Origin of the sequence: Moritella sp. JT01 (assembly GCF_001574435.1) — a bacterium.
GTDB lineage: Bacteria > Pseudomonadota > Gammaproteobacteria > Enterobacterales > Moritellaceae > Moritella.
On the sequence record NZ_LOCN01000019.1, the window covers coordinates 155,648 to 170,700 of the forward strand.

At 38.7% G+C, this 15,053-nt stretch carries 20 protein-coding genes; 1 reads left to right on the top strand and 19 read right to left on the bottom strand.

The window, feature by feature from the left end:
* Positions 1-25 precede the first annotated feature (25 nt).
* The 5 genes from hisC to AKG98_RS15095 form a co-directional block, all read right to left on the bottom strand.
* Complete coding sequence (hisC, locus tag AKG98_RS15075) at positions 26-1,138, bottom strand: histidinol-phosphate transaminase (RefSeq protein WP_067047492.1); 1,113 nt, start codon at positions 1,136-1,138, stop codon at positions 26-28.
* A gap of 140 nt (positions 1,139-1,278) precedes the next feature.
* Positions 1,279-2,370 (bottom strand): 3-phosphoserine/phosphohydroxythreonine transaminase, encoded by a 1,092-nt coding sequence (gene serC / locus AKG98_RS15080; protein ID WP_067047495.1) that lies wholly within the window; start codon positions 2,368-2,370, stop codon positions 1,279-1,281.
* A gap of 94 nt (positions 2,371-2,464) precedes the next feature.
* Positions 2,465-2,743 (bottom strand): hypothetical protein, encoded by a 279-nt coding sequence (locus AKG98_RS15085; protein WP_067047498.1) that lies wholly within the window; start codon positions 2,741-2,743, stop codon positions 2,465-2,467.
* Between the two features lie 76 nt (positions 2,744-2,819).
* On the bottom strand, positions 2,820-4,226 hold the full coding sequence (locus AKG98_RS15090) for a bifunctional ADP-dependent NAD(P)H-hydrate dehydratase/NAD(P)H-hydrate epimerase (protein WP_067047501.1): 1,407 nt from the start codon (positions 4,224-4,226) through the stop codon (positions 2,820-2,822).
* A gap of 46 nt (positions 4,227-4,272) precedes the next feature.
* Positions 4,273-5,136, bottom strand: coding sequence for a DMT family transporter (locus AKG98_RS15095; RefSeq protein WP_198155541.1), 864 nt, complete (start codon positions 5,134-5,136; stop codon positions 4,273-4,275).
* 206 nt (positions 5,137-5,342) lie between these two features.
* Here AKG98_RS15095 and AKG98_RS15100 point away from each other — a divergent pair, with 206 nt between their 5' ends.
* Positions 5,343-5,834: a peptidylprolyl isomerase gene (locus AKG98_RS15100; RefSeq protein ID WP_067047507.1), complete on the top strand. Its 492-nt coding sequence runs from the start codon at positions 5,343-5,345 to the stop codon at positions 5,832-5,834.
* A gap of 75 nt (positions 5,835-5,909) precedes the next feature.
* On the opposite strand, the gene AKG98_RS15105 is transcribed toward AKG98_RS15100, so the two are convergent.
* The 14 genes from AKG98_RS15105 to AKG98_RS15170 all read right to left on the bottom strand — a co-directional run bounded on the left by AKG98_RS15105 (position 5,910) and on the right by AKG98_RS15170 (position 14,944).
* Positions 5,910-6,311 carry a GFA family protein gene (locus AKG98_RS15105; RefSeq protein WP_228140322.1) on the bottom strand — a complete coding sequence of 134 codons (402 nt, stop codon included), beginning with the start codon at positions 6,309-6,311 and terminating at the stop codon, positions 5,910-5,912.
* 12 nt (positions 6,312-6,323) lie between these two features.
* Positions 6,324-6,803 (bottom strand): HAD family hydrolase, encoded by a 480-nt coding sequence (locus AKG98_RS15110; RefSeq protein WP_067047513.1) that lies wholly within the window; start codon positions 6,801-6,803, stop codon positions 6,324-6,326.
* A 96-nt stretch (positions 6,804-6,899) separates the two neighbouring features.
* Complete coding sequence (locus AKG98_RS15115; protein WP_067047516.1) at positions 6,900-7,544, bottom strand: class I SAM-dependent methyltransferase; 645 nt, start codon at positions 7,542-7,544, stop codon at positions 6,900-6,902.
* A gap of 31 nt (positions 7,545-7,575) precedes the next feature.
* Complete coding sequence (locus tag AKG98_RS15120) at positions 7,576-8,172, bottom strand: class I SAM-dependent methyltransferase (protein ID WP_067047519.1); 597 nt, start codon at positions 8,170-8,172, stop codon at positions 7,576-7,578.
* A 41-nt stretch (positions 8,173-8,213) separates the two neighbouring features.
* Positions 8,214-8,564, bottom strand: a complete 351-nt coding sequence (locus AKG98_RS15125) for a hypothetical protein (protein ID WP_067047521.1) — start codon at positions 8,562-8,564, stop codon at positions 8,214-8,216.
* Between the two features lie 9 nt (positions 8,565-8,573).
* Complete coding sequence (locus AKG98_RS15130; RefSeq protein WP_067047524.1) at positions 8,574-9,200, bottom strand: LysE family translocator; 627 nt, start codon at positions 9,198-9,200, stop codon at positions 8,574-8,576.
* 85 nt (positions 9,201-9,285) lie between these two features.
* The gene (locus tag AKG98_RS15135) at positions 9,286-9,714 is read right to left on the bottom strand and encodes a hypothetical protein (RefSeq protein WP_067047527.1); all 429 of its coding nucleotides are present in this window, start codon (positions 9,712-9,714) and stop codon (positions 9,286-9,288) included.
* Positions 9,715-9,728: 14 nt separating this feature from the next.
* Positions 9,729-10,205: an OsmC family protein gene (locus AKG98_RS15140; RefSeq protein WP_067047530.1), complete on the bottom strand. Its 477-nt coding sequence runs from the start codon at positions 10,203-10,205 to the stop codon at positions 9,729-9,731.
* A 49-nt stretch (positions 10,206-10,254) separates the two neighbouring features.
* Entirely contained in the window at positions 10,255-10,791 is a 537-nt protein-coding gene (locus tag AKG98_RS15145; RefSeq protein WP_067047534.1) for a DUF6817 domain-containing protein, read from the bottom strand.
* A gap of 37 nt (positions 10,792-10,828) precedes the next feature.
* The gene (locus AKG98_RS15150) at positions 10,829-11,629 is read right to left on the bottom strand and encodes a PhzF family phenazine biosynthesis protein (RefSeq protein WP_228140323.1); all 801 of its coding nucleotides are present in this window, start codon (positions 11,627-11,629) and stop codon (positions 10,829-10,831) included.
* 29 nt (positions 11,630-11,658) lie between these two features.
* A complete protein-coding gene (locus tag AKG98_RS15155) occupies positions 11,659-12,072 on the bottom strand; it encodes a GFA family protein (RefSeq protein ID WP_067047537.1) in 414 nt (137 codons plus the stop codon).
* A 40-nt stretch (positions 12,073-12,112) separates the two neighbouring features.
* Positions 12,113-12,607: a GNAT family N-acetyltransferase gene (locus AKG98_RS15160; protein WP_067047540.1), complete on the bottom strand. Its 495-nt coding sequence runs from the start codon at positions 12,605-12,607 to the stop codon at positions 12,113-12,115.
* A gap of 63 nt (positions 12,608-12,670) precedes the next feature.
* The gene (locus tag AKG98_RS15165) at positions 12,671-13,408 is read right to left on the bottom strand and encodes an aspartate/glutamate racemase family protein (RefSeq protein ID WP_198155542.1); all 738 of its coding nucleotides are present in this window, start codon (positions 13,406-13,408) and stop codon (positions 12,671-12,673) included.
* 57 nt (positions 13,409-13,465) lie between these two features.
* The gene (locus AKG98_RS15170; RefSeq protein WP_067047546.1) at positions 13,466-14,944 is read right to left on the bottom strand and encodes a PhoPQ-activated protein PqaA family protein; all 1,479 of its coding nucleotides are present in this window, start codon (positions 14,942-14,944) and stop codon (positions 13,466-13,468) included.
* Positions 14,945-15,053 lie beyond the last annotated feature (109 nt).

Sequence of the window (15,053 nt, forward strand, 5' to 3'; positions counted from 1 at the left end):
TAAAACAGAGTCAGGACTGCACTTGCTATGCGTCTAACTCAACCAACACTGTCAGTAGCGCCTGCATGAACGTTTTATTTTCCAGTTCAGTACCAATGCTCACTCGCAAATGCTTTGTTAAACCATAACCCGCAACAGGACGAACAATTACGCCCTTATGCAATAATGCTTGGTATACAATAGCCGGATCTTGAACAAGTTCCACGGTAATGAAATTACCTTTAGACGGTATATAACCAATACCCAGCTCACTGAAAAATGTTTCTAACACAGCTCGTTGTTCATTATTTAACGCCACACTCGCCGTTAAAAAATCATGATCAGACAATGCTGCTTGCGCAGCCGCTAATGCAAAACTATTACAATTAAATGGCTGGCGAACACGGTTTAAAATATCCGCAATATCCGGATGTGACATGCTATAACCAACACGTAAACCCGCAAGGCCATAGGCTTTAGAGAAAGTACGTGTAATGATTAGATTTGAAAACTGATTTAACCAAGTAATTGACGGCGCTTGTAGCTCTTTGTCAACGTATTCAAAATACGCTTCGTCCAACACAACAATCACGTCTTCTGGCACTTTACTTAAAAAGTCATACAAGGCTTCTGCGGTTAAAAACGTACCCGTCGGATTATTCGGATTGGCAATAAAGATAAGACGTGTGCGTTCTGTAATTGCGGCCAGCATTGCAGGTAAATCATGTCCCCAATCTTTTGCTGGTACAGCCACTCCCCTTGCTCCAATCGCTTGTGTCACTAATGGATAAACCACAAACGCATGCTCAGCAAAAATCACTTCATGCTCTGGCGTAACAAAGCTGCGAGCGATGAGTTCCAGTACGTCATTTGAACCATTACCTAAGGTAAATTGTGCTGGCGCAAGGTCGTATTTATCTGCTAGCGCTTGCTTTAGATAGAAGCCATTCGCATCTGGATAACGGGTGATACCCGATAGTTCTTTCTCTAATGCTGCTTTAACTAATTCACCTACACCCAATGGATTCTCATTCGATGCCAATTTAACAATATCTGTTAGCCCTAGTTCACGCTCTAATTCATCAGTCGGTTTTCCCGCTTGATAAGGGTGTAAACCTTGTACCCCTGTATTTGCTAAAGCAAAAAAATCACAACTCATAATAAATCCTTGTAGACGGCACTCTTATTTAATTGGCACGCTTGTCATCGACATTAATCATGCTCAACACATTTTTCCATTGCCTTTAAATACGTATTAATTGTTCTATTGCGAAGAACGCTTTCTTACTCTATTCGCGATTAACGCTGTTGACGTTCGAATTTTTCCATAAAGCCAATAAGTGCTTTCACACCTTCGATTGGCATCGCGTTATAAATACTTGCGCGCATGCCACCGACAATACGGTGACCTTTTAATGCCATTAAATTCGCATCTTGAGATTGTTGTAAGAACGCCACATCCAGATCACTTGATGCTAATGTAAACGGCACATTCATTTTTGAACGGTTAACCGTCGCTACGTTATTACTGTAGAAATCGCTGCTATCAATATAGCCATAAAGTAGCTTGGCTTTTTCTGCGTTAATTTCTTCGATAGCAGACAGGCCACCTTGTGCTTTTAACCACTTGAACACAAGTCCTGCTAAATACCAAGAATAGGTCGGCGGCGTATTAAACATCGAGTCATTTTCAGCCATCAACTTATAGTTAAAGATTGATGGGGTTTCTTGTTTGGCTTTGTCGAGCAGATCATCACGTACAATCACTACACCCAAACCTGATGGGCCGATGTTCTTTTGCGCACCCGCATAAATAATACCGAACTTGCTAATATCTAATGGTTTAGAAAGAATGTTTGATGACATATCAGCAACAAGCGGGATATCACCTGTGTCAGGAATATCATTAATCTCAATGCCTTCGATAGTTTCATTCGGGCAGTAGTGTACATAAGCCGTGTTTTTGCTTGATACTTGCCATTGTGATGCAGGTTTAACTGCAACAATACCGTCGGTACTTGGCATTAGAATATTTGATTCATTAATCTGGCAGTATTTCTTACCTTCAACAACCGCTGATTTTGACCATTGACCCGTTAATAAGTAATCGGCTTCAGTTTTATCTCCAAGGATATTCAGGGGCACTGCAGCAAACTGACCGCGCCCGCCACCTTGTGAAAAAATAACCTTGTAGTTGTCTGGTATCGCTAACAAATCACGCAGATCTTGTTCTGCTGCCGTCGCGACAGCCATGTAGTCTTTACTACGATGACTGAGTTCCATTACCGATACGCCAGTATTATTCCAATTAATAAATTCTTTTTGGGCTTGTTCCATCACTGCATGTGGCAACATTGCGGGACCAGCGCAAAAATTATAAGTCTGACTCATATCCATAATCCTTGTTAACAAAGCAGCTTAAACGTTTTAAACCCTTATTGAATGACTATCTAATGTAAGCGATTAATGTTGTTTTTCAAAGCAATTATTTAATTACCTTTATCGCCTTCTTAGGTAAAGCTGATCTCGTGAAAAAGATGACTATTGTGCCGATAGCCATTGATAACATCGCCAATCCAAACTTAGCGTCGCTCCCTATTCCCATAATGAGTAAAAACAGACCGATAACAATAAGTAATGAGCCAGTGAACATCGATGCACGAGGATGTGTACTCACAAAATCAGTCTGTTTAGCCGATGTCTTTGAACCTTGATTTTTATGCGAATGCTTTGCTGCTTTACGTTTATGCTTTCTTGTTGACATAACACACTCCAAAATTGACGAATTTAATATGCTATTGATTACTTAAAATAATGATTATTTAAGATAATCATGGTCTTCACAGTCCTTTTACTCCCTCGATGATATCCATTGGTGTTAAAGCGTAATTATTCTTAGTATAGTTTTTAGCTGACATAGCGTGAGCGAGACTTGCCGTAATTGTCGCATTTATTACACTGTATCCTTGCGCTAACAATGCCGAAATCAATCCAGTTAGCACATCTCCGGATCCACCTTTACTCAGGGTATTACTTCCCAAAGGATTGATGTAGATAATATTATTATAGGTGATAAGCGAGTTCGCGCCTTTTAACAACAGCACAGTTTTAGGATAATTTACAGCAAAGAGTCTTACATACTTGAATCTATTATTTTGCAGTTCTGCTACGGTTATTTCTGCGAGTTTGGTTAATTTCAACAGAGAGCAGAACTCTTTAGGGTGTGGCGTTAACACCACATTTTCATGATTTAAAACCGTTAGAATGATCTCGTCATGAAATAAATCTGCATCCACCACTTTTGGAATATCAATATCTAAAATCTGTTTCATTTCCGCTTTTATAAATTGGCCAAGTCCCATACCAACTGCGATCGCAGTACATTTTTCTGGCAGCGTATGCTGCTGCATAATATGAAACGGTATATTTACATTTTCATCTGTAACCACAGTGACCAAACCTGCACCAAATGCAAAAGCGGCCTCCGCTGCAATGATCCCCGCCCCTGTTTTATTACCGACAATGACGCTTAAATGCCCAAATGACCCTTTGTGCGAGTTTTGTTTTGTACGTAATGGCAATTGCATATCAAAGGGATCTAAAAGATAGGTATTAGTTGTCGTTTCATAAATACTGCGGTGCACACCTAAGTCGCTGACAATAATACCTCCGGTATAATCCTTCGCGACGTCACTGTAAAGTTGCGTTTTTAACGCTCCCATAGTGATGGTTATGTTAGCGCAAAAACCGACAGTAGTTACTTTGCCCTGCTTATTTATTCCCGAAGGAATATCACAAGCAATTTTATGTCCCGGCCGAGAGTTTAGTCGAGTGATCAGACGTTGCGACTCATCATCCAGATCTCTGTTTAATCCGGAGCCAAAAAGGCAGTCGACAATAACATCGGGCCCATGTTCAAGTGATAGTTCAGATAAGCTATCGATGATCTTAATACCTAAAAGCTTGGCTCTTTTATATTGCAGTTTTGCCATCGCCGATTTCACATGATACGGCATAAGTATATTGACATCGTATTGAGAGTATAAAAGTCTGGCAAGCGCTATTCCATCTGCACCATTATTGCCTGAGCCGCAAACGATAAGTACTTTTTCATTATTTGAAAACTTACCCTGTATATATTGCATCATCGACGCAGCGGCATGCTCCATCAATAAATCTTCACTTAGCCCAAACTGATCTATACATCGCTTATCTAAAGCGTTCACGTCATCAAATACTTTTTGCATTCTATTACTCCATCACTGAGTATCTTTAGCCAAGTATGCTTTATGATCAGCCCGCTTGCTTGGGTTTTAATGATCTTAGATTAAGGCTACCAAACACGTTAATTAATGCGCCCAGAATAATTAAACTGCCTCCAATCCAAGTCCACAGAGAAGGGACTTCGCTAAACAATAACCAACCGAATATAATTGAGAAAACAACTTGCACATAAGAATAAGCCGTCGCTTTGCTCGCCACTTCTGTTTGCATGGCTTTGGTTAATCCCACCTGCCCTATTTGAGTGAAAATACCAATAAAAATCAACAATACAAACGCTTCTGTATTAGGCATAACAAAATCATCACCGAGTAAGATTAATGACAAGGGTAATGCAACAAGTGGAAAATAAAATATAATCACAGAACTATCTTCGGTACCACTAAGACGCTTAACAATCACATAAGCAATCGCACTCCCCAACGCACCCAGCAGTGCAACTGCAACGCTGAATAAAGGTAACTCAGCAGTCCCTGAAAATGTCAGGCTTGGGCTAACAATAAGTAATAGCCCTATGATGCAAAACAGAATGCAGATAATAGTCGAGCGTTGAATACGTTCTTTAAGAAAAATCAAGGCGAGTATTGCCGTAAATACGGGATGTAAATATTGTAAAATAGTGGCCTCAGCTAAAGGCAGAGTCGTCACAGCGAAATAAACACAGATGAGGGCTAATGAACCAACAGTACCACGCGCCATAAGTAGTTTTTTATTATTGCCCCAAACGGATATGCGTTTACGACGCACGTCCACGTAACTAATAATTAATGAAACCATTGCTCTTGCTGCAACAATTTCAAAAACAGGAATACCATAAGTACTGACTAATTTAACAAAGCTCGTCATAATCGAAAAAGCCAATGCTGACATCAGCATGAACCTTACACTAACAGGGATATTTTTTATAAATTGAACTGGCATAGGGAGTGATTAACTTCAGATGGTTAGAAAAAATGATCTTATAAAAAAAATTGCATAAATGAAAGTAGTTTTAAATACTCACGACTACAGTTTAGCGTTATGTTTGCGTATACTGCGCGATTAAATTAATACCAACACTAATACAAAGATGGTGCAACAGAATGATTATTTTTACCACGAACTTAGGTGACATCGAAATTGAACTGAATATGGAGAAAGCGCCTGTCACGTCAAAGAACTTTCTACGCTATTGCAAAGAAGGTTTTTATGAAGGTACTATTTTTCATCGCGTGATTAAAGACTTCATGATCCAAGGTGGTGGTTTTACTGAAAAAATGCAGGAAAAGAAGACTCGCCCAGCCATTGCTAACGAAGCTAATCGAGGCCTTAAAAATGTGATTGGTTCAATCGCAATGGCGCGTACAGATTCGCCACACTCTGCAACAGCGCAGTTCTTTATTAACTTAGATGACAATGATTTTCTTGATCATACAGCGACGACAAATGCTGGCTGGGGCTACACGGCATTTGGTACTGTTACCGCGGGAATGGATGTAGTTAACATGATTGCATTTTCAAGAACCGCCACAGTAAAAGGCCATGAAGATGTACCGAGCGAAACTATCATTATTAAGAAAGTAGTTATTAAATAATGCATTAGGATGCCATAACTTAATTATGGCATCCTCGTATTATCATTTAGAGCGACTGCATCCCTATCTCATTATTCAATCAAACTCTTGTTGCTGAGGTAAATCATCGGTGATGTCATGCCATGCAGCCTTACTCCCCACATAAACATGTCGTGTTGCTTTGACTTGCGGATCGGTATCAAGCGTACCAAAAGGGAAACCAAGTATGTCAGGATAAGCATCAAATTTAGTAAACAGACTCGAACCACATTCAGCACAAAAACCTTTATGTTCACCAGGTGAAGATTCGTAAAACTTAATGAATGTTTCACCTTGAAGAGTTTTCCAGCTCTCCGTTTTGATCTTGGCTCTGGTTCTAAATGCAGACGCGTGTAATTTACGGCACATACTACAATGACAATTGAGTACATCGTCAAATTCGCCATCAATTTCGTATTGCACTTTATTACACAAACAACTTCCTTTGTTGATCATCATTCTTCCTTAAATTTATAGATTACATAATTCACTGAGGTGTTTAATTTGTTGATAACTTCCATTAACTTCTACCCGAGAGGCATCAGGCGTATACCAAATCGCATTCAATCCAGCCTCAACAGCTGGCACTATATCGCGATGTAATATATCACCGACCATGGTAACGTCACTTGCGTCAACACCAAGCGCCTCTACCACAGCTTGATAATAAGCAGCGGTTCCCTTGCCAATGCCTAAATTTGATTGGCAAAAAAATTCTAATATGTACCCATCAAGCCCAACGCGTTCAAATGCAGCTTTAATATCCTCTTCACTTGAGTCCGCTGCGCCAGTCGCTACATAAAGTTTACAACCCTGTTGCGACAGTAAAGCCAACGTATCATGTGCACCGTTTATCGCCTCAACATGCTCCCAATTACACATCTTGCCTTTCATATGCGCTGGATTAACCATTAAGGTATCACCCCAATCAAACAGATAAATCTTAGCCATCACGCACTCCTTTCCGTTTAACCGTTCCATATGATAAACATTAACATATTTACCTTCATAATCGTTTTATGCTTATTCTTTACGATAGAGGATATATTAAGCTTTACATACAATAACATGCACAAGTTTATCGACACTCTCGCCAGTATTACTTAAACCACGTTCAGTAAATTTATGGACACTTTCAATTTTAAAACCCACTTCGCGTAAAAGATGACAAGCACTAGAGTCATCATACAATTCAAAACCATATTTCACGAAAGGAAGGTTTTTCATAAACTCTCGGTTTCCGAAAGCAATACAGAAAGTGCCGGATGGCTTCAATACTCGTCGAATTTCAGAAAGATGTTCATAAGGTTTATCCCAAAAATATAAGGTGTGTACCGTAAACACCTTGTCAAAGTAACCATCTTCAAAAGGAAGATCCCGTGAGTCACCACACTCAAATTTAGCAATCCCTTTTCTAACCTGGGAGTCATTAAGCCTACTAGCCTCGGCAACGAGCGCTGTTGAAATATCGATTCCCACATAATTAATGCCTTTGGCTTCTTGCAAGATCTCTTGCACGAATGCACCATTACCGGGTCCAATCTCTAGCACAACATTTTCGTCATTTAATTCTAATAGGTTTATGCATTCTCGATTAAGGTTATAGTTTGCCTTATTCATACTGATACCAACTTCAAGCGCTTTATCTCCGCTCGGACATCGAAGTTGAGATGCTAAATGTTCAGGTTCCATATTGAACGCCCTTATAAGTCATCAACAAAGTTTAAGTATGCTTTACCGCAATCACTGAAAAAGTATGCCAATGCTTGATTTTACCTATGGCCGTTTGCCCTTTTTCATCACGCTCATGAAATTCTATAATTTCAAACTCGCCAAACAAATTCAAGACTTGTTGCTTGTTCATGGGGTTTGTTGCACTACGATACCCAGCAGCCCAACTGTCATTCGCCCCCATAAAATCACCAGCAAACACACCACCTTGGACTAAACTGGATGATATTTTTATCCATGTGTTTTGAAACTCGCTAGGCTCGGCGAAGTAAAGACTCGAATGAGCCAAAACCAAACCACTCTTTGGGTAGTCATAATCTTCAAAACTATCACGAGATATGTCGACCAAAGCATTATCAGCAAAGCGTTCATGACAAATTGCTAACGCATCTTCATTAATATCAAAACCAGAAACTTGATATCCTAAATCACTCAGATAATTAATATCACTTCCTATTCCACAGCCACAATCTGTTGCTGTTTTATAATTAGATGTGTTTAGCTTAACCGCGAATTCAGTGCTTGGTTTATGTTTACGCGTTAACGCCTTTTCGTAATATTGACGCCAAATGTCTGCATTTTGCTCCATGAAACCTGCTTATTTACTCTTGCTTAAGGCCATTATGATGATTAAAAGATCATGACATGATCGACTAAATATTTACTACCGTCCTGAATAAGCACCATTTCAGCAACAAATTCACCATTAACCTTAGTGAAATGCTGCTTCCAGATGAAAGCAATCGAATCAGGTCGGTTGAATATGGCAACAGGTTCTCGAACAGCGAAAAAGCCTTTTTCAGTTTGGTAACTTTTACAAACTTTATCTAGGTATTCAGGTGTAACAATATTTAGCATTCGCTGACTAAAATCTCGGGTATGTTTTGAATGCTCTATTTCGGTAGACCCATCCATCAGGTTATCCATGATCGGTGTTGCTATGTCCCACAATTCTGCTTCTGACATACTTTCAAGCGTCATGTTATAGCCTTATTTTTGTGTAAGAATCATTGAACTGAAATATATCATAGCCGTGCCCGAGAGCCTTTGAACCCAATTCCCCATTTTGGTATTTTTAGCCGATGCTTTTATTTTCTCTATTGCTAAGGTTACGCCGACAAACCACATGAAAATGATACTGGCATGAATTGAAACTAACGAAAATGCATTTAAATACGAAAAATTGTCGGGCGATATAAATTGGGGAAAAGCCGCCAAGTAGAACATCGACACTTTGGGATTTAGGATTTGAGTGATGAACCCTTCATTAAAATAACCGATTCCGTTTTTCTGAACGTTGATTTTTTTATTCGTTTCGGTATCGCTGTTCTTTGTTTTGTAAGAGCTAATAATTGCCTTTACGCCAATATAAAACAGATACCCAGCACCGAGTATTTTAATGATGAAAAACAACTCTGCTGATTGCATCAATAATGCCGAGAAGCCGAAAATAGACAGAGCGCCATGAAAGAAGGTTGCGGTCGTTAACCCGAAAATATTCAAGATTGAGGCCCGCTGCCCTTGTGACGATGCGGTTTTTAAAATCAACACGCCATTTGGGCCTGGTGATACAACTAAAAGTAACGCGATTAAGCTAAAAGCTAATATGTCATTCACTATTATTTACTCCTTTTTAATGACTATAAAAATATTCCTTCAATAACCAGTACACTTTGTAATATCGGTCTTCTAAGATAGGACGTTAATTAACTTGTTTACAGCCGGACTCAGCTGCAACTTTCAAACCCTTAAGGGTATGAGGTAAGCCTTTGCTAATTCCAGTTCCAATCAAACGACCAAATATTGGGGATAACAACCCTGTAAAAGACACCCTATGTAAAACAGCTGTATCTTTTCCATTAGGTTCCAGTACATGCTCAAAGGTCATTTTACACAATGGCAAACGGCTAGTTACTGTGAATAATTTATCTTTCACAACTTCCATGAATAATATTTTAGATTCAGGGCCGCTTACAGGTTTTAATTTACCCATTGAGCCAACTTCAAATAGTCCATCGATAGATGCACTTTTAACATCAGGATCCCATGATGACCAAGCACCCACATTTTCATAAATCGCGAATATATTTGCAGCCGATGCATTAATACTTATTCTATGTTCAAATTCCATTCTGATTCCACTTGTTAATTTTTAGCTGTAATAATCTCTGTCACAATTTCAGTTTTGACCGAATTGGCGATGAAGCACTGTTGATGCGATTGATGATGCATTTTTTCAAGTTGCGCTATCGTCGGTCTTTTAGCTCCCGAAAACTCAACATAAGGTCGAAGTGTTACCTTTGTCATTGAAATATTACCGTCACTGTCTTTTCCCATTATTCCAACAGCATTATCTATATATGAATCGACTACATACTTTCGTTTAGCTGCGATAGATAAAAAGAACAACATATGACAGCTAGAAAGGGATGCAACAAACGCCTCTTCTGGATCTACATTTTCTTCGACAGAATAAGGTAAAGGTACAACGTGAGGTGAAGATGAGGCTTGAACAACTACGCCACCATCAAAAATCCATTCATGCCCTCGGCTGTATTTGTTATCAACATAACTTTCATTGCTATCTCTTACCCAATTGATTTTGGCAAAATACTCTGACATTTTAACTCCCTGTAAATAGTTTTATATGACCTAAATTCCAATAAACCCGCTATGTAAATTCAACTAGTGCAGACTTGTAAGCATTTCGAGCCTCAAAACTTAAGTACCTATCCATTCCCTCAAACAATTCCAATAGTTCTAAACCGTATTTACTTTTAAATTCATCACTGGAATATACAAGCTCCAATTCGTTTGCAACGGTTAACTCACAAAATAGATTGGCTAGCTCGGCGGATAAGATAAATGAAGATTGAGTAAATCGATCTGTAAACTCAATAGTTTCTGATTTACCAAATTGAGGGAAAACATAGTCGCGATCGCACGAACAATATAAATATACCAAAGCCTCTGCGTCATGACCGATAACAGCCGAAATCTCTTCACGTTGAGATAAGGAAACCATGCGGTCTTCAAAACCGGCGGTACCATATGAAGCATGAAACAATCCGGCCGTTCTCAGCATTCCATTAGCTCCCCAGTGCGCAAGTATTGATTCAGTTCCTTTTAAATGCGCCTCTAACGAACCATTTAGATGCTTAAAATCTCCGGCACCTAACGATTTTAATGCCTTAAATTGTTTATCCATACCGGTTCCCTTCACTCAAATGATGTTTATAACAAAGTTATTCATTTTTTAGTTCGTCGATAAAATTAACAACTTGCGTAAGTAAAACATTCACCGTCAATTCAATGCTATCACTTTGGCTCTGACTAACATGGAAAAAACCACCTTGGATTGATAGCTGTCTTACCTCAAGTTCTTTTACAGATAACTTGTTTGACCAATATGGAACTAATGAGCACTGAGCTGAACCCGTGGCAATATCTTCATTTATCCCGATGCTAGGAGCAAAATACCTAAGTACATAACCACCAGCTCCTTTTTGAGCCGTTATGATTACGGCATGGTACTCACTGATACTTTTTATAACATCAAAGTCAGGTTCGAAGTCACGAACTTGCTCTTCACTGTCTAGCACTAAAACTAAATCCCTTGTGCTGAATACATCAATGGCTTCCAAACCAAGTAATTTACTGTATTTTTTCAATTCAGGATTATGTTCTGACTGCCAGCTTGGCATAGTCATCGTATAACCATAAGTACATTTTTTGACTGAAATCACACCGTGCCTACTAACAAACTGGATATCAGGATCATGGTCAGGATCCATTTCGAAAATAGCGGCGGCAGCGGCTAAGCTACCATGCCCACATAGATTGATTTCTACATAATCCGCAAACCAACGGATCTCATAACTGTGTTCGATATAAACAATAAATGAAGTAATAGGTTGACCCAAGTTACGCGAAATAGTTTGTAATTCATGCTCTGGTAACCACGAAGTGAGTTTTACAACAGCTGCAGGATTACCCCTTGCGTTATCACCAGTAAATACATTCAGTATATGTGCGTCGATTATCAATTCCTCCAATACATTAATGCCCAGTTAAATTATAAATTAGATACAAGCTTCCGATCAGCTGGATGATTAACCCCATCATTCGTGACTATATCGTCGATATCAAAAGGATTAACGCCCTCGAGGCAACCAATGTTGAAACCATATTCACTTGGGTTCGAACGGCGTTGATGATGTGTATAAATACCACAATTAGAACAGAAATAGTGTTTGGCTGTATTGGTATTAAATTGATACAAGCGCAGAGCATCAGCACCTTTAATAATACGAATACCACTAAGATCGACAGACCCAACAATGGCACCTTTACGACGACAAATAGAACAGTCGCAGCGCCTAGGCTTTTCAATGCCATTAGGTAACGACAATTCAAGCTCAACAGAACCACAATGACAGGTTAATTTATGTTTAGGCTGAATCTTAGCCTTCCCTACTTGCTTCAACATATTTAGAACGTCCCTATAAAAATTGATACTGATGACTTTATTAACAGGCTATTTCAAATCGAATGAAGGACATTAATAAATCGGTGTCTATATCTTTAGACAATGTGTAATTTAGCCCCACAATATTTGATACTGACGACTGCCAAAAATGAAGCGCATCAACATTCTCAAGTAACACTCTAATTTGCCATTCCCCTGGGAATGACTGGGTTACTAACTCAAAAGCCTTCTTTCCAACACCTTTGCCTTTGAACGTTCGTAACACAAAAAACTGTTCAATATCGTTAATAGATAAATCTGAAGGATATTTACGAAACAACACAAAACCAGCTAATTCCGAGCCAACATAAATAAAATAAGGAATGTGATCATCCTTGTCCCAATAAGCATCAAATTGTGATTTATTAAAACCAAACTGACCATTTTCGTGAAGAGACAACGCCAAAAAATCAGACATATCATAAATATAATAATGAAATAAATTTTCTAATATGTTTCGATGCTCTTTCTCAATTTTAACTAATGAAACGTCCATATTCCCCCCTATTAGTTAACACTCGAACAACAACGCATTACGCAATATTTAATCTAATATGATTTAATCACTTATCGGCATGTTCTTGTTCAATAAAGTTACCTTCGCACAAGCAGCATCAACAATAGCTTTACAATGAATTTCTGTGGTTGAAAATAATGGCATTGGTAATGATTCAACATTTTTCATGAGTAAAGGGATCTCTGTGCACCCCAAAATAACACCTTCAGCACCATTCGCATTCAAGCTCATACATATATTCACAAATAAATCCTCAGTTTCTTGAGTAAATTTACCAAGAACTAATTCAGACATTATTTTGTCATGAACAAGGTTTTTTTCGACCGTATTTGGAATATGAACGACTATATTTTTTTCGGAAAGCTTATCTCTATAAAAATCGCCTTCCATTGTTTTCATCACACCAAGAAGACCAATATTCTTTATATTCGACTTCTCTACTTCTTTGGCTGTCGAGTCTGCAATATGAACAATGTCGACATTACAATTCTCTTTAATTGCAGGCTCAAAGCGATGTACACCATTAGCACACAAAGCAATTACCTCTGCACCACCACGACGTAATACATCAACCGCATCAATGATCATTTTTTCACACAATTTCTCTGATGGATCTAATTTTGCCATTTCAAGAAACTTGTTTTCATCCAGGCTCTCAATTAATACATGAGCAGAGTGGTACCCACCCAATTTAACTCGAATCAATTCATTTATTAATCGATAGTATTCAGCGGTTGAAACCCAACTAAGGCCTCCGACAAGACCGATTTTTTTCATCATAAAACCTCTTGAATAAGCCCCTCAGTAACAATAATTTGAGGGACTAGTCTGTTTTCGTTACTGACTGTTAGGCTGAGGATATGTATTTGGTGTTATAAATGCGGGTGACGTCGTCACAAGTCTATTTGAGCCATCGTCATAGACAAACTCAATAAAACGTGAGGTGTAACCTGTCGTAGTTGTAATTGGTGCTAATTTATAAACACATTTTTGTTCAATACAAACACCTGTAATTTGTGTTTGCTTGTACTCCATTTTTGCTGGATAAATACGGAAATCTCGATCCTTTGGATTATAACCTTCCCATAATGTTGCTTTAATTGGCTCAAAGTTTGTAGTTACATTAATACTCTGGTTATCCTTGCTTGCGTTCCAACGTACATCAGGCCTAGGAAGTTTATTAATAAACAAAGTGTAATATTCAATAAGCGCCTTATTAACGATCGAGTAATCAATATAATGACGCTGATTAGGTAAAATCCGTAATACCGTTTCCCCAGGTAAAGCTTTCGCGTACTGTAGGTATGAATCCGGAACAAAGAAATCATCTGACGATGCGTTAATAATATATTTAGGCACAGCCAAACGTGATGCATATTTTGGATAAGATAAATAAGCAATTGGGTCTTCAATGCTCATTAATTTGTCGAATTCAAGAGTATCCATACGTTTCGTTACACCTTGCGCTTCATAATCATGAAATGCTAATGGCCAAGCATTTAGACTCTTTTTTATATGAAGTAGGTTCTTTTTGGTGTTCAGAATATCGATAACAATAGGGATAATGCCATTGACTCGGTTATCTACTATCGTTGTTAGCCACGCTGTCCAACCACGTTTACTGGCTCCCGATAACACAAAATCCGTCGGTTTTTGATAATGACGAACATCGGCTTCTGACTGGATCATGTCCATTGCCTTAACAACCGCTTTCGTCATAGGTAAATGTGCAGGCCAATAAGCATTTTTTTCCGGATCATCCATGTATTTATTCCAAGTATAAGCAACAATACCGTCTTCACGCCTTGCTATGCCATCATCAAAACTTAAATACTGGTCGGGAATATCTTGTAGATCTGCAACAACAGACTGCGTTGCCTTTACAAGCCCCTCAAAATCCACCTTTGCTGGTTTAGGGTTCGATTTCCCCTTTTCTTCAAACCGCGTGCCACCATTAATGTAAAGAAATGATTGCGTTGAAGTGACATGATCAGGTACATAAAGCACTAGCGTGTGTTTCCAGTCACGTCCAGAATTACTTATTGTTTTGTCAGGCCAAAATTGGCTCGTTAATGTATAGGTATATACGGTTAAAGCCGCTTCCTTTCTATATTCACTCTTTTCTAGCTTCCAGCTCGCCGGTGTCGACGAATCTGAATTTACGAAACACGACAACACATTTTGGGGATGCGTTTTTAATTCTGATTTTAAACATAACGTATTTTCATCCGCAAATACTGCGCTAGACATTAAACTAAGTGCACACCCAAATAGGAAACCTTTACTCGCTTTTTTTGTAAAACCAATGCTATACATTTCTGCATCCTTTCAAACATCAAAAAATAAAATAATTATGTAGCTCGGTGAACTAGAGCACTACGTTGACTTAAACCCCCAAGACTAGCGATAAATAAGCATATCACCA

Coding starts and splice junctions, on each gene's coding strand:
- hisC (WP_067047492.1), bottom strand. CDS start 1,138: ATGAGTTGTGATTTTTTTGCTTTAGCAAATACAGGGGTACAAGGTTTA.
- serC (WP_067047495.1), bottom strand. CDS start 2,370: ATGAGTCAGACTTATAATTTTTGCGCTGGTCCCGCAATGTTGCCACAT.
- AKG98_RS15085 (WP_067047498.1), bottom strand. CDS start 2,743: ATGTCAACAAGAAAGCATAAACGTAAAGCAGCAAAGCATTCGCATAAA.
- AKG98_RS15090 (WP_067047501.1), bottom strand. CDS start 4,226: ATGCAAAAAGTATTTGATGACGTGAACGCTTTAGATAAGCGATGTATA.
- AKG98_RS15095 (WP_198155541.1), bottom strand. CDS start 5,136: ATGCTGATGTCAGCATTGGCTTTTTCGATTATGACGAGCTTTGTTAAA.
- AKG98_RS15100 (WP_067047507.1), top strand. CDS start 5,343: ATGATTATTTTTACCACGAACTTAGGTGACATCGAAATTGAACTGAAT.
- AKG98_RS15105 (WP_228140322.1), bottom strand. CDS start 6,311: ATGATGATCAACAAAGGAAGTTGTTTGTGTAATAAAGTGCAATACGAA.
- AKG98_RS15110 (WP_067047513.1), bottom strand. CDS start 6,803: ATGGCTAAGATTTATCTGTTTGATTGGGGTGATACCTTAATGGTTAAT.
- AKG98_RS15115 (WP_067047516.1), bottom strand. CDS start 7,544: ATGGAACCTGAACATTTAGCATCTCAACTTCGATGTCCGAGCGGAGAT.
- AKG98_RS15120 (WP_067047519.1), bottom strand. CDS start 8,172: ATGGAGCAAAATGCAGACATTTGGCGTCAATATTACGAAAAGGCGTTA.
- AKG98_RS15125 (WP_067047521.1), bottom strand. CDS start 8,564: ATGACGCTTGAAAGTATGTCAGAAGCAGAATTGTGGGACATAGCAACA.
- AKG98_RS15135 (WP_067047527.1), bottom strand. CDS start 9,714: ATGGAATTTGAACATAGAATAAGTATTAATGCATCGGCTGCAAATATA.
- AKG98_RS15140 (WP_067047530.1), bottom strand. CDS start 10,205: ATGTCAGAGTATTTTGCCAAAATCAATTGGGTAAGAGATAGCAATGAA.
- AKG98_RS15145 (WP_067047534.1), bottom strand. CDS start 10,791: ATGGATAAACAATTTAAGGCATTAAAATCGTTAGGTGCCGGAGATTTT.
- AKG98_RS15155 (WP_067047537.1), bottom strand. CDS start 12,072: ATGTTGAAGCAAGTAGGGAAGGCTAAGATTCAGCCTAAACATAAATTA.
- AKG98_RS15160 (WP_067047540.1), bottom strand. CDS start 12,607: ATGGACGTTTCATTAGTTAAAATTGAGAAAGAGCATCGAAACATATTA.
- AKG98_RS15165 (WP_198155542.1), bottom strand. CDS start 13,408: ATGATGAAAAAAATCGGTCTTGTCGGAGGCCTTAGTTGGGTTTCAACC.
- AKG98_RS15170 (WP_067047546.1), bottom strand. CDS start 14,944: ATGTATAGCATTGGTTTTACAAAAAAAGCGAGTAAAGGTTTCCTATTT.